At 72.1% G+C, this 23,416-nt stretch carries 21 protein-coding genes and 2 pseudogenes; 15 read left to right on the top strand and 8 right to left on the bottom strand.

The genetic code is table 11. The annotated features are described in order from the left end of the window. Nucleotides 1-20: 20 nt before the first annotated feature. Nucleotides 21-932 (top strand): annotated as a pseudogene (locus ACIPPS_RS28255) (DMT family transporter); the annotation flags it as partial. A gap of 55 nt (nucleotides 933-987) precedes the next feature. On the opposite strand, the gene ACIPPS_RS28250 reads toward ACIPPS_RS28255, so the two are convergent. From ACIPPS_RS28250 to ACIPPS_RS28240, 3 genes are all read right to left on the bottom strand, one after another. Further along, on the bottom strand, nucleotides 988-2,634 hold the full coding sequence (locus ACIPPS_RS28250; RefSeq protein WP_401437555.1) for a DHA2 family efflux MFS transporter permease subunit: 1,647 nt from the start codon (nucleotides 2,632-2,634) through the stop codon (nucleotides 988-990). Nucleotides 2,635-2,751: 117 nt separating this feature from the next. Next, nucleotides 2,752-3,237, bottom strand: a complete 486-nt coding sequence (locus ACIPPS_RS28245; RefSeq protein ID WP_401437552.1) for a MarR family winged helix-turn-helix transcriptional regulator — start codon at nucleotides 3,235-3,237, stop codon at nucleotides 2,752-2,754. A gap of 38 nt (nucleotides 3,238-3,275) precedes the next feature. Beyond that, on the bottom strand, nucleotides 3,276-3,680 hold the full coding sequence (locus ACIPPS_RS28240; RefSeq protein ID WP_401437756.1) for a MerR family transcriptional regulator: 405 nt from the start codon (nucleotides 3,678-3,680) through the stop codon (nucleotides 3,276-3,278). A 115-nt stretch (nucleotides 3,681-3,795) separates the two neighbouring features. On the opposite strand from ACIPPS_RS28240, the pseudogene ACIPPS_RS28235 reads away from it, so the two are divergent. Beyond that, nucleotides 3,796-4,890, top strand: a pseudogene (locus ACIPPS_RS28235) (alkene reductase); the annotation flags it as partial. A gap of 205 nt (nucleotides 4,891-5,095) precedes the next feature. Here the strand turns inward: ACIPPS_RS28235 and ACIPPS_RS28230 are convergent. Further along, the gene (locus tag ACIPPS_RS28230) at nucleotides 5,096-5,995 is read right to left on the bottom strand and encodes an NAD(P)-dependent oxidoreductase (RefSeq protein WP_401437550.1); all 900 of its coding nucleotides are present in this window, start codon (nucleotides 5,993-5,995) and stop codon (nucleotides 5,096-5,098) included. Nucleotides 5,996-6,044: 49 nt separating this feature from the next. Between ACIPPS_RS28230 and ACIPPS_RS28225 the strand changes: the two genes are divergently transcribed. The 5 genes from ACIPPS_RS28225 to ACIPPS_RS28205 all read left to right on the top strand — a co-directional run bounded on the left by ACIPPS_RS28225 (nucleotide 6,045) and on the right by ACIPPS_RS28205 (nucleotide 9,833). Beyond that, entirely contained in the window at nucleotides 6,045-6,398 is a 354-nt protein-coding gene (locus tag ACIPPS_RS28225) for a winged helix-turn-helix transcriptional regulator (RefSeq protein ID WP_401437547.1), read from the top strand. Between the two features lie 370 nt (nucleotides 6,399-6,768). Next, complete coding sequence (rox, locus tag ACIPPS_RS28220; protein ID WP_401437544.1) at nucleotides 6,769-8,196, top strand: rifampin monooxygenase; 1,428 nt, start codon at nucleotides 6,769-6,771, stop codon at nucleotides 8,194-8,196. Between the two features lie 94 nt (nucleotides 8,197-8,290). After that, nucleotides 8,291-8,794 carry a helix-turn-helix domain-containing protein gene (locus ACIPPS_RS28215; RefSeq protein ID WP_401437542.1) on the top strand — a complete coding sequence of 168 codons (504 nt, stop codon included), beginning with the start codon at nucleotides 8,291-8,293 and terminating at the stop codon, nucleotides 8,792-8,794. A 28-nt stretch (nucleotides 8,795-8,822) separates the two neighbouring features. Next, a complete protein-coding gene (locus ACIPPS_RS28210; RefSeq protein ID WP_401437539.1) occupies nucleotides 8,823-9,401 on the top strand; it encodes a hypothetical protein in 579 nt (192 codons plus the stop codon). An 87-nt stretch (nucleotides 9,402-9,488) separates the two neighbouring features. Then, the gene (locus tag ACIPPS_RS28205; RefSeq protein WP_401437537.1) at nucleotides 9,489-9,833 is read left to right on the top strand and encodes a DUF2516 family protein; all 345 of its coding nucleotides are present in this window, start codon (nucleotides 9,489-9,491) and stop codon (nucleotides 9,831-9,833) included. Nucleotides 9,834-9,938: 105 nt separating this feature from the next. On the opposite strand, the gene ACIPPS_RS28200 is transcribed toward ACIPPS_RS28205, so the two are convergent. The 3 genes from ACIPPS_RS28200 to ACIPPS_RS28190 form a co-directional block, all read right to left on the bottom strand. Then, on the bottom strand, nucleotides 9,939-11,192 hold the full coding sequence (locus tag ACIPPS_RS28200; RefSeq protein WP_401437534.1) for a PP2C family protein-serine/threonine phosphatase: 1,254 nt from the start codon (nucleotides 11,190-11,192) through the stop codon (nucleotides 9,939-9,941). 258 nt (nucleotides 11,193-11,450) lie between these two features. Further along, the gene (locus ACIPPS_RS28195) at nucleotides 11,451-12,572 is read right to left on the bottom strand and encodes a C40 family peptidase (RefSeq protein ID WP_401437531.1); all 1,122 of its coding nucleotides are present in this window, start codon (nucleotides 12,570-12,572) and stop codon (nucleotides 11,451-11,453) included. Between the two features lie 226 nt (nucleotides 12,573-12,798). Next, nucleotides 12,799-13,611: a class I SAM-dependent methyltransferase gene (locus ACIPPS_RS28190; protein ID WP_401437528.1), complete on the bottom strand. Its 813-nt coding sequence runs from the start codon at nucleotides 13,609-13,611 to the stop codon at nucleotides 12,799-12,801. A gap of 325 nt (nucleotides 13,612-13,936) precedes the next feature. Here ACIPPS_RS28190 and mshA point away from each other — a divergent pair, with 325 nt between their 5' ends. From mshA to ACIPPS_RS28175, 3 genes are all read left to right on the top strand, one after another. Further along, on the top strand, nucleotides 13,937-15,280 hold the full coding sequence (gene mshA / locus ACIPPS_RS28185; RefSeq protein ID WP_401437525.1) for a D-inositol-3-phosphate glycosyltransferase: 1,344 nt from the start codon (nucleotides 13,937-13,939) through the stop codon (nucleotides 15,278-15,280). After that, nucleotides 15,273-15,764 carry a YbjN domain-containing protein gene (locus ACIPPS_RS28180; protein ID WP_401437521.1) on the top strand — a complete coding sequence of 164 codons (492 nt, stop codon included), beginning with the start codon at nucleotides 15,273-15,275 and terminating at the stop codon, nucleotides 15,762-15,764. The genes mshA and ACIPPS_RS28180 overlap by 8 nt, the downstream gene beginning before the upstream one ends. A 153-nt stretch (nucleotides 15,765-15,917) precedes the next feature. After that, entirely contained in the window at nucleotides 15,918-17,576 is a 1,659-nt protein-coding gene (locus tag ACIPPS_RS28175) for a glycosyl hydrolase family 28-related protein (RefSeq protein WP_401437519.1), read from the top strand. On the opposite strand, the gene ACIPPS_RS28170 is transcribed toward ACIPPS_RS28175, so the two are convergent. Then, nucleotides 17,566-18,987, bottom strand: coding sequence for an MDR family MFS transporter (locus ACIPPS_RS28170; RefSeq protein ID WP_401437517.1), 1,422 nt, complete (start codon nucleotides 18,985-18,987; stop codon nucleotides 17,566-17,568). The genes ACIPPS_RS28175 and ACIPPS_RS28170 overlap by 11 nt on opposite strands. Nucleotides 18,988-19,133: 146 nt before the next feature. Here ACIPPS_RS28170 and ACIPPS_RS28165 point away from each other — a divergent pair, with 146 nt between their 5' ends. From ACIPPS_RS28165 to ACIPPS_RS28145, 5 genes are all read left to right on the top strand, one after another. Next, entirely contained in the window at nucleotides 19,134-19,892 is a 759-nt protein-coding gene (locus tag ACIPPS_RS28165) for a phosphoglyceromutase (RefSeq protein ID WP_401437514.1), read from the top strand. Nucleotides 19,893-20,067: 175 nt separating this feature from the next. Then, complete coding sequence (locus ACIPPS_RS28160) at nucleotides 20,068-20,160, top strand: LPXTG cell wall anchor domain-containing protein (protein WP_401437512.1); 93 nt, start codon at nucleotides 20,068-20,070, stop codon at nucleotides 20,158-20,160. After that, nucleotides 20,153-20,707: an RNA polymerase sigma factor gene (locus tag ACIPPS_RS28155; RefSeq protein ID WP_401437510.1), complete on the top strand. Its 555-nt coding sequence runs from the start codon at nucleotides 20,153-20,155 to the stop codon at nucleotides 20,705-20,707. The genes ACIPPS_RS28160 and ACIPPS_RS28155 overlap by 8 nt, the downstream gene beginning before the upstream one ends. Next, nucleotides 20,704-21,042, top strand: a complete 339-nt coding sequence (locus tag ACIPPS_RS28150) for a hypothetical protein (protein WP_401437508.1) — start codon at nucleotides 20,704-20,706, stop codon at nucleotides 21,040-21,042. The genes ACIPPS_RS28155 and ACIPPS_RS28150 overlap by 4 nt, the downstream gene beginning before the upstream one ends. A gap of 130 nt (nucleotides 21,043-21,172) precedes the next feature. Continuing rightward, nucleotides 21,173-23,407: an FG-GAP repeat domain-containing protein gene (locus ACIPPS_RS28145; protein ID WP_401437506.1), complete on the top strand. Its 2,235-nt coding sequence runs from the start codon at nucleotides 21,173-21,175 to the stop codon at nucleotides 23,405-23,407. Nucleotides 23,408-23,416 lie beyond the last annotated feature (9 nt).

The following is a 23,416-nucleotide window of genomic DNA, read 5'->3' as shown; positions in this document are numbered from 1 at the left end:
CACAGCTTAACGCTGAATGCATGATCCTTCGCTTGTCCTGTCAGGTCGGGCGGTGGACCGTGGAGTCCATGACAAAGGCACCGGCTTCGGCTTCGGTCTCCACGGCTTCCAAGGCTCCGGCTTCCAAGGCTTCGGCCTCCGCGCGCTCGGCGGTACGACTGGGAGTGCTGGCCATGCTCTGGGGCTCGGGCTTCCTCTGGATCAAGCTGGCCCTCGACCACGGCCTCTCGCCGGGGTGGATCACCTTCTTCCGGTGCCTGCTCGGCGCGGGCGTGCTGCTGGCGCTCGCGTACGCGGCCGGACAGCGGCTGCCTCGGGACCGGCACACGTGGGGGCGGCTGCTCGTCGCCGCCTTCTTCTGCAACGCCCTGCCGTTCCTGCTCTTCAGCATCGGCGAGCAGACCGTGGACAGCGGCGTCGCGGGCGTCCTCAACGCCACCACCCCGCTCTGGTCCCTGCTCATCGGCATGGCCCTGGGCGCGGAGCGGCCGCTCTCCGCCGCCCGGCTCGGCGGTCTGGTCCTCGGCTTCGCCGGGGTGTTGCTGATCTTCGCCCCCTGGAGCGGGGGCATGAGCCTGCTGAGCGGGGGTGCGCTGGCGCTGCTCGGTGCGTCGGCGAGTTACGCGGTGGCCTTCGCGTACATGGCCCGGCGGCTGGCCGGCCGGGGCACCGCGCCGCTGGCGCTGTCGGCGGCCCAGCTGCTGGCGGCGACCGCGTTGAGCGCCCCGGCGCCGGTGGCGGTGGGCGGAGGGGTGGGGGCGGTCGACGCGGTCGGGGTGGGGGCGGTCGTGGTCCTGGGGATCTTCGCGACCGGGCTGACCTTCCACCTCAACTACCGCATGATCGCCGACGAGGGCCCGACGAGCGCCGCGACGGTCGGCTATCTGCTGCCGGTGGTGTCGGTGGCGCTCGGGGCCCTCGTGCTCGACGAGCCGTTGACGGTACGGGTGGTGGCGGGGATGGCGGTCGTCCTGGCGGGGGTGGGGCTTACGCGACGGGCGCGGGGCGGTGACGGGGCTGTCCCTGCGCCTGGCCCTGGTTCGGTTCCGGATCCTGGTTCTGTTCCGGGCGCGGGCCCTGGTTCTGGTTCGGTTCCGGATCCTGGTCCTGTTCCGGGCGCGGGCCCTGGTCCTGGTCCTGGTCCTGGTCCTGGCCCGGACCCTGCCGAAGGCCCTCGTTCGCAGACCCCTCCCGGCCGGGCTTCGGCTGTCGCAGGACCGTGAGGGCGACCGCGAAGGCGGCGACGAGGAGGCCGGCGCCGACGCCGAAGGCGAGGTGGTGACCGCTGGTCAGAGCCTCGGCGGCGGGGCGCCCGGCCTCGGTCAGGGACGTGGTGCGGGCGGCGGCCAGGGTGGAGAGGACCGCGATGCCGAGGGCCATGCCGATCTGCTGGGTGGTGTTGAACAGCCCCGAGGCGAGGCCGGCGTCCGACTCCTTCGCGCCGGACATGCCCAGCGAGGTGAGGGCGGGCAGCGCGAGGCCGAAACCGGCCGCGAGCAGCATCACGGGCAGCAGATCGGTGACGTACGAGGCGTGCACGGGGACCCGGGTGAGCAGGCCGAGCATGACCACGAGCAGCGCGAGCCCGGTGAGGAGTACGGCGCGCTCGCCGAAGCGGGCGTTGAGGCGGGCCGAGACGCCCAGGGACACCGCGCCGATGACCAGGGCGGCCGGCAGCATCGCGAGACCGGTCTCGGCGGCACCGTAGCCGAGGACCTTCTGGAGGTGGAGCGCGACGAGGATCTGGAAGGAGAAGAGGGCGGCCACCATCAGCATCTGGACGAGGTTGGCTCCCGAGACGCTGCGCGAGCGGAAGATCCGCAGCGGCATGAGCGGGTGGGCAGCCCGCGCCTGGCGGAGGACGAAGCCGGCGAGGAGGGCGAGGGAGAGCGCGCCGAGGCCGAGCGTGTGGGCCGAACTCGCCCCGTACTCCTCGATCTTGACGACCGCGTAGATGCCGGTCATCAGTCCCGCCGTGACGAGCGGCGCGCCGAGCAGGTCGACACTGCCGCCGCCGGCGCGTCCGGCACGGTCGGCGGGCAGGGCGCGCAGGGCGACCAGGAGCGTGGCGGCGCCGATGGGGAGGTTGATGAAGAAGATCCAGTTCCAGGTGAGCGCGTCGGTCAGGACCCCGCCGAGGACCTGACCGATGGAGGCGCCGGCGGCCCCGGTGAAGCTGAACACGGCGATGGCCCTGGCGCGTTCGCGGGGTTCGGTGAAGAGCGTGACGAGGATGCCGAGGCTCACGGCGGAGGCCATCGCGCTGCCGACGCCCTGGAGGAAGCGGGCGGCGATCAGGATTCCGGGCGAGGTGGCGACGCCGGCGAGGAGGGAGGCGGCGGTGAAGACCGCCGTGCCCGCGAGGAACATCCGTCGGCGGCCGATCAGGTCGCCGAGGCGGCCGGCGAGCAGCAGCAGCGAGCCGAACGCGATCAGGTAGGCGTTGACGACCCAGCTGAGGCCGACCGGGGTGAAGCCGAGGTCGCTCTGGATGGCGGGCATGGCGACGGTGACGATGCTGCCGTCGAGGATCGTCATCAGCATGCCGGTGGCGAGGACGCCGAGGGCGAGGGAGCGGGAACGGGAGCCGGAGGGCGATCCGGAAGGGGCGGCGGGCGATGCGGTGGCAGGCATGGCGGGTCTCTCCTGTGCGTGGGAGGCAACAAGAAAGACCGTAGCAGATAGTTCTGTTGCAGACTATCTTTTACGGATCGAGAGGGCGGGGGTCCTGTTCCGGGGCTCCTGTTCCGGTCAGCCCTTCTGGCGGGCCCGCCGGGCCGGCCGCGCGCTCTCCGCGGGGGTCTCCAGATGGCCGGTGACCAGGCGGTTCAGTGCGCGCAGCAGTACTTCGCGCTCCTCGTCGGGCAGGGCCGCAAGGGCGCTCTCGTGCACCCCGTCGACGATCGTCTGGCTCTTCGCGGCGACCTTCGCCCCTTCCTCGGTCACCGCGATGATCCGGGCCCGCCGGTCGGTGCTGGACGGCCGGCGCTCGGCGAGCCCGGCCTTCTCGAGGGCGTCGACGGTGACCACCATCGTCGTCTTGTCCATGTCGCCGATCTCGGCGAGCTGCGCCTGTGTGCGCTCCTGCTCCAGGGCGTGCACGAGGACGCAGTGCATCCGGGGGGTGAGTCCGATCGCCCCCAGCTCGGCGCTCATCTGCGTCCGCAGGACGTGACTGGTGTGATCCAGGAGGAAGGAGAGGTCGGGCTCGGTGCGGGTGGGTGCCATGGCCGTCATGGTGACCAGGGTACGGCCAGTGAGTCCGTAGCGGATTATCAGGAAGCGGACGACAGGGTGGCCGCGTGGGCGGTGGCCGTGTCGGCGTGCGCCGCGGCTGCGTCGATGACCTCGTCCAGGACGTCGCGGGAGCGCACCAGGTCGGCGATGAGCCGGTCGATACGGTCCCGCTCCTCCGAGAGCTCGGTGACGAGCTTGGAGGTGGCGATCCGCGAGGGTCCCCCGTCGGCGTCGCGCATGCAGGGGAGCAGGCGGGCGATCTTCTTGCTGTGCAGACCGGCCGCGTACAGCGCCTGGATGCGGATGACGCGGTCGACCGCCCAGTCGCCGTAGCTGCGGTGGCCGCCGGGGGTGCGCTCGGCGGTGAGCAGGCCCTGCATCTCGTAATAGCGCAGCGAACGCTCGCTGACGCCGGTGCGCTCCGCCAGCTCGCCGATCCGCATTCCCCGCCCCATCTTCCCGCTCCGTCTCCCCGTCCCGCTTCCCGCGCCGTGCGCGCCGTACCTGCCGCGCGGGGGACTTGAACCTGACACCGATGACAACTTCTACGGTACGCGCATGACGACCACGGACGCAGTACGCGAATCCCGCCTCTTCGAGCCCACCCGCCTCGGCGAACTGGCCCTCCCCAACCGTCTGGTGATGGCGCCCATGACCCGCAATCGCGCCGGTGCCGACGGCGTGCCCCGGGAGATCATGGCCACGTACTACGCGCAGCGCGCCTCTGCCGGCCTGATCGTCGCCGAGGCCGCCACGCCCAACGAGGTGGGCCTCACCTACCCGAACATCCCGGCCATCCACCGGCCCGCGCACGTGGCCGGCTGGCGGCGCGTCACCGAGGCGGTCCGGGACGCGGGCGGCCGGATGTTCCTCCAGCTCCAGCACGGCGGCCGGATCGGGCACCCGGACAACAGCGGACTGACCCCGATCGCCCCCTCGCCGCTCGCGCTCCCGGAGCCCGTCCACACGCCGAGCGGCTTCCAGGACTCCGTCGTACCCCGGGAGATGACACTCGACGAGATCGGCTCCACGGTCGCCGACTTCGCCGCCGCCGCGCGCAACGCCATCGAGGCCGGGTTCGCGGGCGTCGAGGTCCACTCGGCCAACGGCTACCTCCTCCATCAGTTCCTGGCGAAGGGCACCAACCACCGCACGGACGCGTACGGGGGCGCCGTCGCCGGACGGATCCGCTTCACCCTGGAGGTGGTCCGAGCGGTCGCCGAGGCGATCGGCCCGGAGCGGGTGGGGGTACGGATCTCGCCGGGACTGACCGTCAACGGCATCGAGGAGGGCGACACCGAGGCGATCTATCCGCCGCTCGTCGCCGCGTTGGCGGAGCTGGGCCTCGCGTACCTGCACGTCGTGTACGCCGACCCCGGCAACGTGCTCTTCCGTGAGATCCGCGCGGCCTGGCCCGGCACGCTCGTCGCCAACCCGATCCTGTCGCGTGAGGCGGTCGCCGAGGGTGGAGGGCGGCGGGAGGGGGAGGCTCTGCTCGCGGCCGGCGCCGACCTGATCGCCCTGGGTCGCCCCTTCCTGGCCAACCCCGACCTGGTGACCCGCCTCCGCACGGGCGCGGCCCTGAACCCCGTACGGGACCGACACCTCATGTACGCGGGTGGCGAGACGGGTTACACGGACTACCCCGCCCTGACGGACCTCCCGGCGCCCGCCGACGACCCCGAGGCCCCCGCCTTGACGGACCTCCCGGCGCCCGCCGACGACCCCGAGGCCCCCGCACCGACCGCCGGCCTCCCCGCCCTCCCCGCCGCTCCCGCTCCCGCATCCGCTCCAGCTCCGGCCCCCGCTCCCGCTCCCGCTCCCGCTCCCGCTCCCGCTTTCGCGTGAGCGCGTCAGGTCAGCGGTGCTTCCTGCGCCGGTCCAGGATGTCGGTGATCCGGAGGAACCCGTCGCCGCCGTGGCCCTCCTCGATGGCGCGGCGGGCGAGCCCCTCCGCCGCGCGCAACACGCCGGCGTCGATGCCGTGTTCCTCCGACGCGTGGACGATGTGGGCCATGGAAGAGGCCGCCGAGGTGAGCGGGTTGTTCGCGCCGGAGAAGACGCCGTTGTCCACCTCCTCCGCGGCACCCTCGAAGATCGGCGGCAGGATCGCGCCGATGCCCTGGGCGAACGGCGCCAGCTCCCGCGCGCTGATTCCCTCCGCCCGCGCGACCGCCAGGGCGTGGGCGTACCCCGACATGGCGGTCCAGAAGATGTCGAGCAGAGCGATGTCGTACGCCGCCGCCCGGCCGAGATCCTCGCCGAGGTGGGTGTGGGTGCCACCGAGGGTGTCCAGTACGGGACGGTGTTCGCGGTACAGCTCCGCCGGGCCGCTGTGCAGGAACACCGCGGCCGGCGTGCCGATGGTCGGGGTCGGGGTCATGATGGCGCCGTCCAGGTAGCGGACGCCGTGCTCGGCCGCCCAGGCGGCGGTGGAGCGGGCGCGGGCGGGGGTGTCGGCGGTCAGGTTGACCACGGTCCGCCCCTTGAGCGCGGTGGTGACCGCCTCGCGCCGCAGGATGGTGTCCGAGGCGTCGTAGTTCACGACGCAGACCACGGTCAGCGGGCTCGCCGCGACCGCCTCCTCGGCGGACGCGGCGCCGAGCGCACCGCGCGCGACCAACTCCCGCTCACGGCCCGGTGTCCGGTTCCAGACGGTGGTACGCACCCCGGCGTCCAGAAACGCGCCTGCCAGGGCCCGGCCCATCGGCCCGAGGCCGAGTACGGTGACGGAGCGCTGCTCGGTGGGTGTAGACATGGTTCGACTCCCGTAGACATGGTGACGATCAGTGAGAAAAGGGGCGGGAATGACGCGCGGCAGGGCCCAGGACGTCGAGGTCTGCGGAGTGACCGCGGCGATCGCGGTCATCGACGGCAAGTGGAAGACGACCCTGCTCTGGCTGCTGGAGCCGGGTCCGCGCCGCCCGGGCGAACTGCGCCGCCAGCTCGCCGGTCTCAGCGAGAAGGTGCTGACTCAGTCGCTGCGCGAGATGGAGACCGACGGCCTTGTGCACCGGCGGGTGTACGACACGCTGCCGCTGAAGACCGAGTACTCGCTGACGGAGTTCGGCCAGGAGCTCGCGACGGCACTCGCGCCGCTCTCCGACTGGGGCCACCGCCGCCTGGAGAGGCTCACCGACACACGCTCGGCTGCCTCCTGACGTATCCGCACCGTCATCCTCCCTCCGCTTCTCCACCAGGTTCGCTGCCGTGTGGTCCGCAGCCAAGTACCCACTAAAAAGTGGCTAGGTGGGAGGGGAGGGGGAGGTCGAGGAGTGCCGGGGGTCCGGACCGGCGTGCCTCCCCGCGAAGGCCCCTGACATGACGAAAGGCAAGGAGCGTGAGCCCCTTGCCATGATCAAGATATAGCGCACGGGGGGCCTTGCGGCAAGGCCCCAGGTGTGATGCAGAATCAGCGGCCTGAGCCGGCGCCTCCCGTTTCATTGCTGTATGCGCTGTCCACGCTGTACGCGCGGTATGCGGCATATACGGGGGCCTGGCTGTTGTCGACCACTGCTTCTGGGGGATCTCTTGATGGACGTCATCGTCGTCGGCGGCGGACCGACCGGTCTGATGCTGGCCGCCGAACTGCGGCTGCAGGGCGTGCAGGCGGTCGTGCTGGAGCGGGACGCGGAGCCGACCGAGGTGGTCCGGGCGCTCGGCCTGCACGCGCGCAGCGTCGAGGTCATGGACCAGCGCGGCCTGCTGGAACGATTCCTCCCGCTCGGCCGGCAGTACCCGCTCGGCGGCGGCTTCTTCGCCGGCATCGACAAGCCCGCGCCGCGCCTTGACACCACGCACCCGTACGTCCTCGGCATCCCGCAGCCCCTCGTCGACCGCCTGCTGGCCGAGCGCGCCGTCGAACTCGGCGCGGACATCCGGCGCGGTTGCCGACTGGTCGGGCTGGACCAGGACGAGGACGGCGTGACCGCCGAACTCGCCGACGGCACCCGGCTGCGCTCGCGCTACCTCGTCGCGTGCGACGGTGGCCGCAGCACCGTACGCAAGCTGCTCGGCGTCGGCTTCCCCGGCGAGCCCAGCAAGGTCGAGACGCTGCTGGGCCAGATGGAGCTGACCGCGTCGCCGGAGGAGCTGGCGGCCGTGATGGCCGAGGTCCGCAGGACGCAGAAGCGGTTCGGTGTGGTGCCCTTCGGCGAGGGCGTGTACCGCGTCGTCGTGCCGGCCGAGGGGGTGTCGGAGGACCGTACGACGCCGCCGACCTTCGAGGAGTTCAAGGAGCGGCTGCGGGCGGTCGCCGGTACGGACTTCGGCGTGCACTCGCCGCGCTGGCTCTCCCGCTTCGGCGACGCCACCCGGCAGGCCGAGCGCTACCGGGTCGGCCGGGTGCTGCTGGCGGGCGACGCGGCGCACGTCCACCCGCCGGCCGGCGGGCAGGGCCTCAACCTCGGCGTCCAGGACGCGTTCAACCTGGGCTGGAAGCTGGCGGCCGAGGTCAACGGCTGGGCGCCGGAGGGCCTTCTCGACACGTACGAGGCCGAACGCCACCCGGTGGCCGCCGACGTGCTGGACAACACCCGGGCGCAGATGGAGCTGATGTCCCTGGGGGCGGGCTCCCAGGCGGTGCGCCGACTGCTCGCGGAGCTGATGGACTTCGAGGAGGTGAACCGGTACCTGATCGAGAAGGTCACCGCGCTCGGCGTCCGTTACGACTTCGGCGAGGGCCACGCGCTGCTCGGCCGACGCCTGCGGGACGTACAGCTGAAGCAGGGCCGCCTGTACGAACTCACCCGCACCGGCCGCGGCCTGCTGATCGACCGGACCGGCACCTTCGCGGCGACGGGCTGGGCGGACCGCGTCGACCACGTCGTCGACGCCACCGAGGAACTGGACGCCCCCGCCGTCCTCCTCCGCCCGGACGGCCACGTGGCCTGGGCCGGCGAGTCCCAGGAGGAGCTGCTCGCGGCCCTGCGACGCTGGTTCGGGGCGCCTACCGGCTGACCGGATCGCGGCCGGCTGTGGCCGTTCGGGTGAAGCGCGACACTATTGCAAGCGGGTGCTTGCAATAGTTAGCGCTAGCTGGCATGGTCGCAGCATGGCATCGCTCAACGTCGGCAATCTTGGCGAGTATCTCCGTGAGCAGCGGCGCACCGCGCAGCTGTCGTTGCGGCAGCTCGCCGACGCCGCCGGGGTGTCCAATCCCTATCTGAGCCAGATCGAGCGCGGCCTGCGCAAGCCGAGCGCCGAGGTGTTGCAGCAGGTCGCCAAGGCCCTGCGGATCTCCGCCGAGACGCTGTACGTGCGGGCCGGGATCCTCGACGAGAAGGAGCGGGACGAGCTGGAGACGCGCGCCGTCATCCTGGCCGATCCCTCGATCAACGAGCGGCAGAAGCAGGTGCTGCTCCAGATCTACGACTCCTTCCGCAAGGAGAACGCCGCCGAGGCGGCCGTGGACGCGGCGGCAGCCGCTGCCGCTGCCGCGGACGCAGCAGCGCACGCCGCCGCCGACGCCGACGCCGCAGTCCAGGCGGAAGCCGCCGCCGAGGCGGATACCGCCGGGGGCGACGCCGGTCCCGATGCCGAACCCACCGCGAGCTAGTACGTACACATCCGGGAGGACCACCACCATGGCCATCATCGAAGAACTGCGTACCCCCCTCTACTTCGCCGCCGGTACCGCCGACCTCGCCGTCCAGCAGGCCAAGAAGGTCCCCGGCCTGATCGAGCAGATCGCCGCCGAGGCCCCCGCGCGGATCGACGCCGTGCGCAACACCGACCCCAAGGTCGTGCAGGACAAGGTGACCGACCGGGCCAAGGAGGCCCAGGCCACCGTCCAGTCGAAGCTCGCCGAGGTCGTCGGCAGCCTCGACACCGACCTGAAGAAGCTCGGCGAGACCGCCCAGGACCTGGCCCTGCGTGGCGTCGGCGTCGCCGCCGAGTACGCGGTCAAGGCGCGCGAGAAGTACGAGGAGGTCGCCGCCCACGGCGAGGAGGCCGTCCGGGCGTGGCGCGGTGAGATGGCCGAGGAGATGACCGAGATCGCCGTGGTCGTCGAGCCCGAGCCGGCGCGCACCCAGGAGACGAAGGCCGAGGTGCCCGCCCAGGACGCCGCCGCCCAGGAGCAGGCCGAGAAGAAGGCCGCCGCCCGCCGCACCGCCGCCCGCAAGAGCCCCGTGAAGAAGCCGGTCACCGCGACGGAGAAGTAACCCGGGGGCACCAATCAGGGTGACCGGTGCGTTGTACCGGGTACCTTGGCCGCGAGGCGCTCCATCCACTCACGAGGCGGTTCAGACATGTTGCGCGCGGGATTCGACTCCATCATCTGGCTGGTGATCGGCCTCGTCTTCATCGGCATGGCCGTCACCGCGCTCGTCTTCGCGGCCATGGCGCGCGAGGACGCGTACCGGGCCGCCGACAAGCAGACCAAGAAGTTCTGGCTGATCCTCCTGGGCATCAACCTGGTGCTGAACCTGCTGCTGCCCATGCTCTTCCTGCAGATCGCCGGGCTCATCGCCGCGATCGTCTTCATGGTCGACGTCCGGCCCGCCATCAAGCAGGTGTCCGGCGGCGGCGGAGGCGGCCGACGCGGCGGATCCAGCAGCGACGGGCCGTACGGTCCGTACAACGGCGGTCGGTAGTCGGTGGTCGGCGGCCCGTAGCCGGCGGCCGGTAGTCGGCGTCCGGCAGCCGGCGGACCCTAGCCGTAGTCGGCGGCCCGTAGCCGTGGCCCTAGGGGCCCGGGGTTATCCCCGGGCCCTTTCCAATGCCAGGACCGCCACGTCGTCCGTCAGCTCGCCGCCGTTCAGCGACCGCACCTCGGCCACCGCCGCCTCCAGGAGCTCCTCGCCCCGCAGGCCCTCCGCCAGCTGCCGGTTGATCATCTCGACCATCCCGTCCTGGCCGAGTCGCGGCGAGCCCGGTCCCGCCGAGCGCCCCTCGATCAGGCCGTCCGTGTACATCAGCAGGCTCCACGACCCGCCCAGCTCCACCTGGCGGCGCGGCCAGCGGGCGCGCGGCAGCAGGCCGAGGGCCGGGCCGCCGTCCTCGTACGGCAGCAGCAGCGCGGGCCGGCCCTTGCGGGCGATCAGCGGCGCGGGGTGGCCCGCCAGGCAGAGGCCCGCCCGGCGGCCGTCCGGCGCGATGTCGACCGTGCAGAGCGTCGCGAAGATCTCCTCGCTCTCCCGCTCGTGCTCCAGGACCTGCTGGAGCGTGGAGAGCAGCTCGTCCCCGCACAGTCCGGCGAAGGTCAGCGCCCGCCACGCGATGCGCAGCTCCACGCCGAGCGCCGCCTCGTCCGGGCCGTGCCCGCAGACGTCGCCGATCATGGCGTGGACGGTGCCGTCGGGCGTACGGACGGTGTCGTAGAAGTCCCCGCCGAGCAGGGCGCGCGAGCGCCCGGGCCGGTAGCGGGCGGCGAACCGCAGGTCGGAGCCCTCCAGGAGCGGCGTGGGCAGCAGCCCGCGCTCCAGCCTGGCGTTCTCCTGGGCCCGCAGCCGTGACTCGGTCAGCTTCACCTGCACCGCGTCGGCCCGCTTGCGCTCGACCGCGTACCGGATCGCCCGGCTCAGCAGCCGGCCGTCGAGCTCCTCGCGGAAGAGGTGGTCCTGGGCCCCCACCCGTACCGCCTCCGCCGCCAGCTCCGCGTCGGTCGAGGCCGCGAGGGCCAGGACGGCGTGGCGCGGGGCGAGCCGCAGGATGTGGCGCAGGGGCGCGAGCGGGTCGTCGGCGGCCGCGCGGGGGCCGGGCAGGGCCAGGTCGACGAGGATGCAGTGCACGTCGTCGGTGAGCAGCCGCTCGGCCTCGGTGAGATTGCGCGCGGTACGGATCCGGACGCGGGTCCCGTCACCCGCGTCGAGCATCTCGGGTACGGCGAAGGCACCCGCCGGGTCGTCCTCGACGACCAGAAGGGTGAGATCGGTGCCGGTGCCTGTCGCAGCGGCGACAGCGCCGGGCGCCGCAGCAGAGACGATTCTCTGGCGCGGTACGGGTACGGGCATCGGTCGCGGTTTCCTTCCCTCCCCCCGAGGGCGCGGCGGGGCGACGAACGACGTCCCGCCAGACGGGGACCATAGCGGTACCGCACCGGCGAACGGAATGGCGATCACGGTACGGGCACCGATGAGCCCTTGGCATATGCCGCGCATGCGGAGGTTGTTGCCCCTGGGGCCATGACGAACATCACGCCGGAGCGGGCGGCGGAGGCCGCCGCTCCGGGCGCGCGACGTGAACGGCGTCACGTGGGGCCCGGAAGGTGGTCACTCCGGGCGGACCACGCCCAGGATCTCCATCGAGCCCGCGCCCGCGAGCGTGACGTCCCGGCCCGGGCGCGGCGCGTGGACGATCGCGCCGTTGCCGACGTACATGCCGATGTGGCTGGCGTCCTTGTAGTAGACGATCAGGTCGCCCGGCCGCATGTCCTTGATGTCCACCTTGGGCAGCAGCCGCCACTGCTCCTGCGAGGTGCGCGGGATGGGCCGGCCCGCCGAACCCCAGGCCCGCTGGGTCAGCCCCGAGCAGTCGTACGAGTCCGGGCCCTCGGCGCCCCAGATGTACGGCTTGCCGATCTGCGCCGTCGCGAACTCCACCGCCCGCTTTCCCTGCGGCGTCGCCGTGGTGTCCAGGCCCTTGAGGACGCCGGTGTTCACCCAGGCGGTCTGCTGGCGGTACTGCTCCTGCTGCTCGAGGCGCCGCAGCCGCTCCAGCTCCTCGGCCGCCAGGTCGGACTCCAGCTTCTTCGCCGCCGCTATCTTGCCGTCGATGTCCTTCTTCGCCGCCGCCTGCTTGACCCGGTTGGCCTCCAGCTTGGTCCAGTTGGTGCCCGCGTCCTTGGCGTAGACGGTCAGCTGGGCCTGGGTCCTGGTCATTTCGGCGATCAGGTCCTTGGTGGCCTTCTGGCTCTCCTTGAACCGGCCGGCGTTGTCCAGGAAGAGCTGCGGGTCGTCGGTGAGGACGAACTGCGCGCCCTCGGGGAGGCCGCCGTTGCGGTACTGGGCGCGGGCCGCGGCGCCCGCCTGGGCCTTGAGCGCGTCGATCTTCTCGCGGCCGGCCACGATCATCTTCGCCAGCCGCACGATCTCGGCGGACTGCTCCTTGGTCTGCTCCTCGGCGAGGTTGTACGCGTCGGTGGCGGCGGCGGCCTGCCGGTAGAGGCCGTCGATCTCCTTGCGTACCTCTTCGAGGGTCTTCTTCGGCGCGGCGGGCGGCGCGGGCGGCGCGGGCGGCAGCGGCGCGGCGGGGGCCTGCGGGGCGAGCGGCGCCTGCGGCGCCAGCGGTGCCCGGGGGGCGGCCGAGGCCTGGAGCGTCAGCGCGGGTGAGGTCAGGACCGTCACGGCGCAGACCACGGTGATCGCGGCGTTGACACAGCGGCGTCGGTTCACAAGCTCCCCCTCGTACGGCCCGCACCGGTATCTGATTTACCGTCAGTAACTTAGCGGTGACCTTGGCGATAGTGCCATGCGGCACGTCAAAGCAACAGGGGATACCGGGCCCTGTCGGGTCACTGTCCCTCAGACGGGACGGATGGGGAGGGAGTTGCGTTCCCTTCGTACCGTGAATTCATCGCCCGTTGGCCGCGGCGGCGGCGTCGGCGCGACCCGTCGCCGGCTACCTTCGCGGCGCCAGCGCCTCCCAGTGGACCGTCACCTCGCCCTGGCGCCGCCGCCGGAGTCCGTCCGCGAGGGGCCAGTCCGCCGCCAGATCGCGTACGGCACGGATCCAGCGCTGCCGCGCGCCCAGCGAGGCGTACGGGGCGGCCGCCGCCCACGCGCGGTCGAAGTCCCGCAGGAACGCGTGGACCGGCTCGCCCGGCACGTTGCGGTGGATGAGCGCCTTCGGCAGCCGCTCCGCGAGGTCGGAGGGCCGCTCGAGCGAGCCGAGCCGGGTCGCGAAGGTGACCGTCCTCGGCCCGGACCGGTCGAGCGCCACCCACACATGGCGCCGCCCGATCTCGTCACAGGTCCCCTCGACGAGCAGCCCGCCGGGCGCGAGCCGCGCGCACAGCCGCGCCCACACGGCGGCGACCTGGTCCTCGTCGTACTGCCGCAGGACGTTCGCGGCCCGGATCAGCGCGACCTCGCCCGGTACCGGGACCTCGAAGCCGCCGTGCAGGAAGGTGAGGCCGGCGCGCTCGTACGGCTGGGCGGCGGCGACCCGGGCCGGTTCGATCTCGATCCCGACGACCTCGGTGCGCGGATCGGCCGTCCGCAGCCGGGCCAGCAGCTCCACGGCGGTCCAGGGGGCGGCCCCGTACCCCAGGTCGACGGCGACGGGCGGCTCGGCGGAGCGCCGCAGGGCGGCCCCGTGCGCGGCGGCGATCCAGCGGTCCATGCGGCGGAGCCGGTTGGGGTTGGTCGTCCCGCGAGTGGCCGTACCGACCGGACGGGTCACGGCGGGGCGGTGGGTGGAGCGCGGGGCCATGGAACGAGGGTACGGGCCGGGGCGGGGGCGGGGTCCCACGTCGAGGGGCGGGGGACGGCGGCCCACGTCGAGGGGCGGGGGACGGCGGCCCACGTCGAGGGGCGGCGCCCCCGGCAATGAATTGGCAAAGAGGAAATGGATGGCGCGATTCCGGTGTTGTGCGGGCTGGAAGGTGCCTCGCGCGCCCCCGTCGCCGTGCCCGCTCCACCCGTGCCGTATCCGCTCCACCTCCGCCGTATCCGCTCCACCCCCGCCGTACCCGCCCCACCCGCTTCACCCACCCGCCGTACCCGCTACGCCCCCACTCAGCGGAAGGACCGTCGACGTGAGCCAGTACGTGTCCCGGCTCGCCGGCTCTCTGGCGACGCCGCCCCGGCTCCGGCTTCCCGGACGTCATCGAGGTCCGCGCCGGGTGGCCATGCTGAGCGTCCACACCTCGCCCCTCCACCAGCCGGGCACCGGCGACGCGGGCGGCATGAACGTGTACATCGTCGAGCTCGCCAAGCGGCTGGCCGCGATCAACATCGAGGTCGAGATCTTCACCCGGGCCACCACCGGCGGCCTCGCCCCGGTCGTCGAGCTCGCGCCGGGCGTTCTCGTACGGCATGTGGACGCCGGCCCCTACGAGGGTCTCGCCAAGGAGGAGCTGCCGGCCCAGCTCTGCGCCTTCACGCACGGCGTGATGCAGGCCTGGGCGGGCCACCGGCCCGGCCACTACGACCTGGTCCACTCCCACTACTGGCTCTCCGGGCACGTCGGCTGGCTCGCCGCCGAGCGCTGGGGCGTCCCGCTCGTCCACGCCATGCACACCATGGCCAAGGTCAAGAACGCGGCGCTCGCGGAGGGCGACACACCCGAGCCCGCGGCCCGGGTGATCGGCGAGACGCAGATCGTCGACGCCGCCGACCGGCTGATCGCCAACACCGCCGAGGAGGCCGACGAACTCGTCCGCTTCTACGAGGCGGACCCCGGCAAGGTCGCCGTCGTCCACCCCGGCGTGAACCTGGACCACTTCCGCCCGGCGGACGGCCGCGCCGCCGCCCGGGCCCGCCTCGGGCTGCCCGCCGACGCCTTCATCCCGGTCTTCGCGGGCCGCATCCAGCCGCTGAAGGCCCCTGACATCCTGCTGCGCGCCGCCGCCCGCCTCCTGGACGAGGATCCGTCGCTGCGCACGCGCATGGTCGTGCCGATCGTCGGCGGGCCGAGCGGCAGCGGGCTCGCCAAGCCCGAGAAGCTCCAGAAGCTCGCCGCGCGCCTCGGCATCGCGGACATCGTCCGCTTCCACCCGCCGGTCGGCCAGGACCGCCTCGCGGACTGGTTCCGGGCGGCATCGGTGCTGGTCATGCCCTCGTACAGCGAGTCCTTCGGCCTGGTCGCCATAGAGGCGCAGGCGGCCGGGACCCCGGTCGTGGCGGCGGCGGTCGGCGGCCTCCCGGTCGCCGTACGGGACGACGTGACCGGCTTCCTGGTCCAGGGCCACAACCCGGCCGACTACGCCCGCGCGCTCGGACGGTTCGTCGCCGACCCGGCGCTGACCGCCCGGATGGGCGCGGCGGCGGCCCGGCACGCGGAATCGTTCGGCTGGGACACGGCGGCCTCGGGCACGGCGGACGTGTACACGGCAGCGATGCACGATCACCGCCGTCGCGTACGCTCGCATCATGGCTGAGCAGGATGTGCGGCGGGTCGTCGAGGACACCTTCAAGGACGCCGAGCTGGAGTGGGAGTCACCCGAGCCCGGCTCGTACGTGGTGAAACTCCCCGGCACGCGCAAGCTCTTCACCACCCTCTCCCTGCGCGTCGGCCGCCACTCCCTCTCCCTCAACGCCTTCGTCATCCGCCACCCCGACGAGAACGAACCGGGCGTCCACCGCTGGCTCCTGGAGCGCAACCTCAAGCTGTACGGCGTGAGTTACGCGGTCGACAGCCTCGGCGACATCTACCTGACCGGCAAGCTGCCGCTGGCCGCCGTCACCCCGGAGGAGCTGGACCGGCTGCTCGGCTCGGTCCTCGAAGCGGCGGACAGCTCCTTCAACACGCTGCTGGAGCTGGGTTTCGCGAGCGCGATCCGGCGTGAGTACGAGTGGCGGGTCTCGCGCGGCGAGTCGACCCGGAACCTCGACGCGTTCACGCATCTGACCCAGAAGCGGTAGCGCGCCACCGCCCTCGCCTGATTCCGTACGACCCCTTCCGTACCCTGCGGGGCCGTGCCATGCTCTCCGCCAACGCAGACCTGAACGTCGTTCAGATACATGAATGACGTGGCTGCTGTGACAGGCCGGGCCGGGAGAGGGCGGGCGGGGCTCATGGGAATCAGCAGGAGACAGTTCGTGGGTGGCGCCATCGCCGTCGGGGCGGCGGCCACGACGACGGGCTTCACCACCCCTTACGGGACGGACCCCCCGCGCACCGCCCGCCTCTGGCGCGAGTTCGTCGACGCCCCCTACACGCACCCCCAGATCCCTTACGTCGGCCGCGCCGGCGCCCGCCGCGGCGCCGCGCGGCTCGACCGGCCGCCGGTCGTCGCGAACGTCCTCTCCCACGGCGCCCGCCCCGACGGCTCCGCCGACTCGGCCGCCGCCATCAACCGGGCCCTCGCCGCGGCGGGGGAGCGCGGCGGCGGCACGGTGCTCGTCCCGCCGGGGACGTACCGCATCGACGACTTCCTCCGCATCGGCCACAGCGACGTCGTGCTGCGCGGCGCGGGGTCGGGGCGCACGAAGCTGTTCGCGACGAAGAACCTCACCGAGCTGGTCGGCGCGTACGGTTCGCGCTACGGCGGTGACAAGTCCTCCTGGTCCTGGGCCGGTGGCCTGATCTGGCTCGCCCCGCAGGCCCGGCTCGACTCCCTCCTCGCAGCGATCCGCGCCAGGGCCTGGCCCTTCGAGGGCTGGACCGGCAACCGGCGCGACGCGTGGGAGACCCTGACCACCGTCCGCCCGGGCCGGCGCGGCGACTGGTCGATCACGGTCGACGACCCGTCAGCCGTGCGCCGGGGCGCGGTGGTTCTGCTCCGCCTGGTCGACGACGCCGACCACACGCTCCTGGAGCACATGGCGGGCGGCGGCGCCGGACCGGAGTCGTACCACTGGGACGACAAGACCAAGCTGACGTCGTACGTACCCCACGAGTGGCCGGTCCGCGTGGTCTCCGTGCGGGGCCGCACCGTGACGCTGGAGCGCCCGCTCCCACTCGACGTACGCCCGGAATGGGACCCGCGCCTGACCACGCTCGCGGCGCCGCTCACGGGCGCGGGCGTGGAGGGCCTCACGCTCGAAGCGGTCGAGACACCCCAGTCCGCGCACCTCCTGGACAAGGGCTACAACGGCGTCACCTTCCAGTGCGCGTACGACTGCTGGGCCGACGACGTCGTCGTACGGCACGTGGACAACGGCTTCGGTCTGGTCGCCGCCTCCGCCTGCACGCTGCGCCGCACCCGGGTCGAGGGCCGGGGCGCCCACCACCCGTACTTCTGCCGCGAGGGCGCGCACGACAACCTGATCGAGGACTTCCGGATCGCGGCTCGTACGGTCCCCGCCCCGGCGGGCACCCAGCTCCACGGCATCAACGTGGAGGGCCTGTCCAGCCACAACGTCTGGTCGCGCGGGGTGATGGAGATGGGCACCTTCGACACGCACCGGGGCATGCCGTTCGCCAACGTACGGACGGAGATCACGGTCGAGAACAACGGCCGGCACGGCGGCGACGCGTCGGCGGGCCCGCTCTACGGAGCGCGGTTCACGCACTGGAACGTGACGGTGACGAACGGCCGGGCGGGCCTGGTCAAGATCGACACGATCGCTCCGTACAGCGCGACGGTCGGGATCAGCGAGGTGCGGGAGTTCGACCAGATCGACGTACCGGACTTCACGGGGGAGCTGCACGCGCGCGTGGAGGCGTACGGGGATCCGGGGTCGGTACGCCCCCGGAACCTGTACGAGGCGCAGCGACTGCTCAGGCCTTGAGGGAGGCGGAGGGCGCTGTCCCTCCGGAGGACGCTGTCCCTCCGGAGGGCGCTGTCCCTCCGGAAGGCTCCGGGGCGACGGCGGTGGGCCCCACGGCGGCGGGTGCCACGGCGGCCGGCGTCTCGTCGACGGGTGCTCCCGGGCGAGGCGTCTCGACCACGGCGGCGGCCGAGGGGTCGTGGTCGTCGTGGTCGTCGTCCTCGGCCAGCGCCTTGCGGAGCCGCGTCGTGTAACCGAGGGCGGCCACGGCGCCGATGACCGCGGTGCCCATCCACAGGAAGTCCGGCCCCGGTCCGTCGACGACCCATCCGGCGAGGATCGGAGCGAGGAAACCGGACAGCGCCCAGGACATGCCCATGACGCCCTGGTAGCGGCCGCGGGCGTGCTCGGGGGCGAGCTTGGCGGTGGCGGCGGCGTTCGTCGGGACGTGGACCATCTCGCCGATGGTCCACACGATAACGGTGACGGCGAACAGCAGGGGCGTACCGGCCAGCGCGGTGGCTCCCGTACCGAGGGCGAAGAGCAGCGAGGAGACGGTGAGCAGCATCGCCGGCGAGCGCTTCTCGGTCACCTTGTTGACCAGTAGCTGGAACGCGACGATCACGACGCCGTTGACGGCGATGACCGCGCCGTACGCGGAGGGTTCGAGCCCTTCGGCCGCCATGGAGAGGGGCAGGCCGACCCAGGGCGTGGTGAAGACGAGGCAGACGAGGAGGTTGAGGAGGACGAGCGTACGGAAGGGGGCGTCGCGCAGGACGTCGAGGACGCTGACGCGGTCCTTCTCGACGATCTTGCCGGCCGTGTCGCGACGGGCCTCGGGGCGGGTCTCGGGGAGGCGCAGGAAGACGATCAGGGCACAGAGGGCGACCGCGACGGCCTCGACGACGAAGAGGGTGCGATAGCCGAGGAAGATCGCGGCGCCGCCACCGAAGGCGGCGACGGCGAAGCCGAGGTTGAGGGCCCAGTAGTTGAGGGCGAAGGCCCGGCGGCGGTCGTGCTCGGGGACCATGTCGGTGATGGTCGCCTGGATGGAGGGTCGGACGGCCTGCATGGAGACGCCCATGAGCAGGACGACGGCGGCGACGCCCCAGGCGGTGGTGGTCAGGGCGAGGGCGACCGCGCAGGAGGCCGTCACCAGATGCATGGTGACCATCGTGGGCCGGCGGCCCCACTTGTCGGTGAGGGTGCCGCCGAGCGGCGAACCGGCGACGCCGCCGAGGCCGTGCAGGGCGACGACGAGGCCGGCGAACCAGGCGGAGTGGCCGAGCTCCTGGGTCAGGTACAGCGACAGGAACGTCAGGACGAAGGCGCCGGTCCGGTTGACGAGTGTGGAGAGCCAGAGCCACCAGAATCCGCGGGGGAGACCGGAGACCGTGGCACGGGCTGATCGTCTGAGCGAGTCGATGGACATGTGTGGCGGACTCCCCGTGCCTGTAAGCGTCGCTGTACGGACACGTAACTTACGAGTTGGGGGTTCCCGGACGCCACTGAATTGACGCCGACCGTCAACCGTCCACGGTGCGCACGGCGCCCCGGGCGTCGATTAGGCTCGGGCGCATGGCCGACGCACCGTACAAGCTGATCCTCCTCCGCCACGGCGAGAGCGAGTGGAACGCGAAGAACCTGTTCACCGGCTGGGTGGACGTGAACCTCACCGAGAAGGGCGAGAAGGAGGCGGTCCGCGGCGGTGAGCTGCTCAAGGACGCCGGCCTGCTGCCCGACGTACTGCACACCTCCCTCCAGAAGCGCGCGATCCGCACGGCGCAGCTGGCGCTGGAGTCCGCCGACCGCCACTGGATCCCGGTCCACCGCTCCTGGCGCCTGAACGAGCGCCACTACGGTGCGCTCCAGGGCAAGGACAAGGCGCAGACGCTCGCGGAGTTCGGCGAGGAGCAGTTCATGCTCTGGCGCCGCTCGTACGACACCCCGCCGCCGGCGCTCGAGGACGGCACGGAGTTCTCCCAGTCGGACGACGCGCGCTACGCGACGATCCCGCCGGAGCTCCGCCCGCGCACGGAGTGCCTGAAGGACGTCGTCGAGCGGATGCTGCCGTACTGGTACGACGGCATCGTCCCGGACCTCCTGGACGGCCACACGGTCCTGGTCGCGGCCCACGGCAACAGCCTTCGCGCCCTGGTCAAGCACCTGGACGGCATCTCGGACGAGGCCATCGCGGGCCTGAACATCCCGACGGGCATCCCGCTGGTCTACGAACTGGACGAGAACTTCAAGCCCCTGAACCCGGGCGGCACGTACCTCGACCCGGAGGCGGCGGCCGCGGCGATCGAGGCCGTGAAGAACCAGGGCAAGAAGTAACCCTGACGCACGGAAGCCCCCTGCTGCCGGATTCCCGGCGGGAGGGGGCTTCTTCGTGCCCGGCTTCCACGCTCCGGCCGTCCGTACGGACATCCGGTCCGGGTGAATCCTTTCGGTGGGGTGTCGCCTCCTATACATGTGCCGACGGACGTCGGCGCCGGAACAGGAGGTCGTCGTGATCATCGGAATCGCCGTCGCCGTCGGAGCCGTGCTGCTGTGCACGTGCGGCTATGTCGTCCTGCGCAAGCGGAAGCAAGCCCGTGGCTGACCGGTCCTGGCCCGGTGAGCGGCTGGTCGTCGCCGCTCAGTGCGGTGACGTCGACGCGATCACCGCGCTGGTCTCGGGCTCGCACCCGAACGTGCGGCGGTTCGCCCACTCGCTGTGCGCCACCCCCGAGGACGCCGAGGACGCGGCGCAGGAAGCGCTGATCATCCTCTATCGCAAGATCGGGATGCTGCGGGCCTCCGGTGCGCTCGCGTCGTGGATGTTCCGCATCGTCCGCAACGAGTGCCTGCGCCGCGCGCGGTCGACGCGGCCTCACGTACCCCTGCCGGACACGGCCGTGAGCTCCGCCGAGGACGTGGTGCTGGACCGCATCGAGGCGAGCGCGGTGGCCGCCGCGGTCGCCGCCCTGCCGGCCGAGCAGCGCCGCGTGCTGATCATGCGGGACATCCAGGGCCACAGCGGCCGCGTGGTCGCAGAGACGCTCGGCCTCAGCGTCGCCGCGATGAAGTCGCGGCTGCACCGCGCCCGTACCGCCGTTCAGCACTCCCTCCGTGCCACATCCGAACCGGCGTCCGGAGACACCACATGACGACGACCAGGGCCGACGGCCCTGACTTCGCGAGTGCGTCCCTCACCCGTCATCTGGTCCGGGGCGCGGTCGGCTTCGGCGGGCTGATCGGCGCGGTCGCGCTCCTCCCCGCCGTCGGCCCGATCAGCCTGCTGCTCCTGCCCGTCGGTGTCCTCGCCCTGCGCGGCTGCCCGATGTGCTGGACCGTCGGCCTGATCCAGACCGTCTCCCGGGGCCGGCTGCGGCGGCGCGCCTGTGAGAGTGGGCGCTGCACGCTGACGGTCGCGGACCGGGCCGGGCCGCGCCGGGCCGCGCCGGGCCACGAGAAGTCCCCTAAGGAACGAGAAGTCCCTTAGGGAGAGGAAGTCCCCTACGGAATCGAACGGTTCACCGAAGTCCGCGGAAATCGCGTACAACCAACCGCGTCGATCATGAGTCTGATCAGGCGCCAAAGATGCCGCGTCCGCTCTTTCCGTAGGGGTCACCTTGCAGTTCCGTTCCACCGGTTCCCGTTCCCGTTCCCGTCTCGCCGCTGCCGTCACGGCCGTCCTCGCCGTCACGGCCCTCGGCGCCGGCACGCTGGCCACCGCCCCGGCCGCGTTCGCCGCCACCCCGTTCGCCGTCTCGGCCGCGGACGACCAGGCCGCCGACCTTCCTGTCTTTCCGAAGGACGCCGCGCTCGGCGGTTCGGGCGGGAGCGGATTCCTCACGTACTCCTTCACCAGCGATGGGACCCGAGAACTGCGCTGGACGGCGTACGCGAGCGGAGCGGTGACACTGCTCCAGGTTCCCGACGGCGGCGGCTGGGCCAGGTCGGGCACGGACGTGGTCGCCATCGGAGACGACGGGTGGACGTCCCAGATGCGCTCCCTCACCCTGCGGAACATGGCCGACCCGAGCGCGCCGGGCGTGGACATCGACCTCCGCGCCCTCGACGCCAACTACGTGGCCGTACTGAGCCCGACGAGCGTGCTCGCACAGGTGCGTGAGGGCGATGGCCCGGCGGAACTTCACGTCGTGAGCAAGGACGACACCACGACGTCCACGCGCAAGATCGCGGGGCTGCCTGCGGACGCCACGGACTTCTTCACCAGCGCACCGGTCAAGGACGGCATCGCCCTCGTCGGGTACGAGACGGGTCCGGCGAACGCGCGGACCGGCGGCCGTGCCGTGATCGACGTGACAACCGGGACGGTGACCGAGACGTACGCCTCCACCGAGTCCGGGTTCGGCTTCAGCGGTCTGATGCTCTCGGATTCGCATGTGGCCTGGCTTGACTACAAGGCCGGCGCCGGACTGTTCGTCACCTCCATCGACCGTGCGACCCGCGAGCAGAAGCAGATCGACCTGGGCGCCCGCGACGACGAGTGGAACTACGAACTCGTGGGTGGCTGGTTGGTGTACGGAAATGCCTGGAGGCCGGTCCGCGCCGTCTCCCTGGCCACCGGCGAGATCCGCGAACTCGCCGACAAGGTCTCCGCCTCCTCCGCCGACGCCGACGGTACGGCGGTGATCCAGGCCACGAGGGCCGCCGATGGCGAAGGGCTGTTCCGGATCTCTCCTGCGGCGGACGGCACCCCCACGGTCACCAAGATCGCGGAAGCGGGCGCACCGGTCAGTGTGAAGATCGAGCAGGTCCACATCCCCGAGGTGGCAAACATCGACCGGACCGGCGGCACGGTGACGTTGGGCTGGACGTTGTCGCGGCCCAACGCGCGGTTGGGAGTCGCGCTCGTACACAGCGCCACGGGGAAGGAGTTCCGGACGCACGTGAACGCCCCGACCTCCGGTTCCCGCTTCGACTTCAGCTGGAACGGCACCATCGGTGGGGTGGATGCACCGAACGGCACGTACGTGGTGACGGCGGATGCGACACCGCTGGATGGCATCGGTGAGCCCGGCTACCAGACCTCCCTCATGACCCTCACCCGCACCCCCAACGCGCACGACTACACCGACAACGGCTCCACCGACGTCCTCGCCCGGGACGCCGCCGGCGTGCTGTGGCGCGACGACCTGCGGGACCGGCCGGTGAACGGCCAGACCACGACCGCCCAGCGGGTCAAGGTCGGCGCGGGCTGGCAGACGTACAAGCAGATCGAGGCCGTCGGCGACCTCGCGGGCAGCCAGAACGGCGACCTCGTCGGCCTCGACACCACCGGCGTGCTCTGGCACTACCTCGGCAAGGGCGACGGCACCTTCGAGCCCCGCGTGAAGGTCGGCGCCGGCTGGGGCATCTACAACCAGCTCGCCGGCGGCTCGGACCTCGACGGCGACGGCCGCGCCGACCTCGTCGCCTCGGACACGGCCGGTGTGCTGTGGTTCTACAAGGGCACGGGCTCCACGACCGCGCCCTTCGCCGCCCGCGTGAAGGTCGGCGCCGGCTGGGGCGTGTACAACCAGGTCACCGCCGTCGGGAACATCGCCGGTACGGCCGCCGGGGACCTGGTCGCCCGCGACAAGGACGGCGTCCTCTGGCTCTACCAGGGCAACGGCCGCGGCGCCTTCGACGCCCGCGTGAAGATCGGCGCCGGCTGGGGCGCCTTCAGCCAGCTCGTGGGCGCCGGTGACGTCGACAGCGACGGACGCCCGGACCTGATCGCGTACGGGACGGGCGGTACGTACGTCTACCGCTCGACCGGGTCCGCCACCGCCCCCTTCACCCGTACGTCGACGTCGCTGTACGCGGGCGAGGGCGCCAAGTTCAACAGCGTGGCGTAAGGCCCCTTT

The organism is Streptomyces sp. NPDC090127 (assembly GCF_044746945.1).
In the GTDB taxonomy this organism is placed as follows: domain Bacteria; phylum Actinomycetota; class Actinomycetes; order Streptomycetales; family Streptomycetaceae; genus Streptomyces.
Note: the sequence above shows the minus strand (reverse complement) of the source record. Positions and strands in the feature narration are given on the sequence as shown.

What these genes read in the sequence shown, in the direction of transcription:
- ACIPPS_RS28250 (WP_401437555.1), bottom strand. Translation starts at nt 2,634, where the DNA reads ATGCCTGCCACCGCATCGCCCGCCGCCCCTTCCGGATCGCCCTCCGGC.
- ACIPPS_RS28165 (WP_401437514.1), top strand. Translation starts at nt 19,134, where the DNA reads ATGGCCGACGCACCGTACAAGCTGATCCTCCTCCGCCACGGCGAGAGC.
- ACIPPS_RS28245 (WP_401437552.1), bottom strand. Translation starts at nt 3,237, where the DNA reads ATGACGGCCATGGCACCCACCCGCACCGAGCCCGACCTCTCCTTCCTC.
- ACIPPS_RS28190 (WP_401437528.1), bottom strand. Translation starts at nt 13,611, where the DNA reads ATGGCCCCGCGCTCCACCCACCGCCCCGCCGTGACCCGTCCGGTCGGT.
- ACIPPS_RS28210 (WP_401437539.1), top strand. Translation starts at nt 8,823, where the DNA reads ATGGCCATCATCGAAGAACTGCGTACCCCCCTCTACTTCGCCGCCGGT.
- ACIPPS_RS28225 (WP_401437547.1), top strand. Translation starts at nt 6,045, where the DNA reads ATGACGCGCGGCAGGGCCCAGGACGTCGAGGTCTGCGGAGTGACCGCG.
- ACIPPS_RS28240 (WP_401437756.1), bottom strand. Translation starts at nt 3,680, where the DNA reads ATGCGGATCGGCGAGCTGGCGGAGCGCACCGGCGTCAGCGAGCGTTCG.
- ACIPPS_RS28215 (WP_401437542.1), top strand. Translation starts at nt 8,291, where the DNA reads ATGGCATCGCTCAACGTCGGCAATCTTGGCGAGTATCTCCGTGAGCAG.
- ACIPPS_RS28200 (WP_401437534.1), bottom strand. Translation starts at nt 11,192, where the DNA reads ATGCCCGTACCCGTACCGCGCCAGAGAATCGTCTCTGCTGCGGCGCCC.
- ACIPPS_RS28230 (WP_401437550.1), bottom strand. Translation starts at nt 5,995, where the DNA reads ATGTCTACACCCACCGAGCAGCGCTCCGTCACCGTACTCGGCCTCGGG.
- ACIPPS_RS28180 (WP_401437521.1), top strand. Translation starts at nt 15,273, where the DNA reads ATGGCTGAGCAGGATGTGCGGCGGGTCGTCGAGGACACCTTCAAGGAC.
- ACIPPS_RS28150 (WP_401437508.1), top strand. Translation starts at nt 20,704, where the DNA reads ATGACGACGACCAGGGCCGACGGCCCTGACTTCGCGAGTGCGTCCCTC.
- ACIPPS_RS28170 (WP_401437517.1), bottom strand. Translation starts at nt 18,987, where the DNA reads ATGTCCATCGACTCGCTCAGACGATCAGCCCGTGCCACGGTCTCCGGT.
- ACIPPS_RS28175 (WP_401437519.1), top strand. Translation starts at nt 15,918, where the DNA reads ATGGGAATCAGCAGGAGACAGTTCGTGGGTGGCGCCATCGCCGTCGGG.
- ACIPPS_RS28205 (WP_401437537.1), top strand. Translation starts at nt 9,489, where the DNA reads ATGTTGCGCGCGGGATTCGACTCCATCATCTGGCTGGTGATCGGCCTC.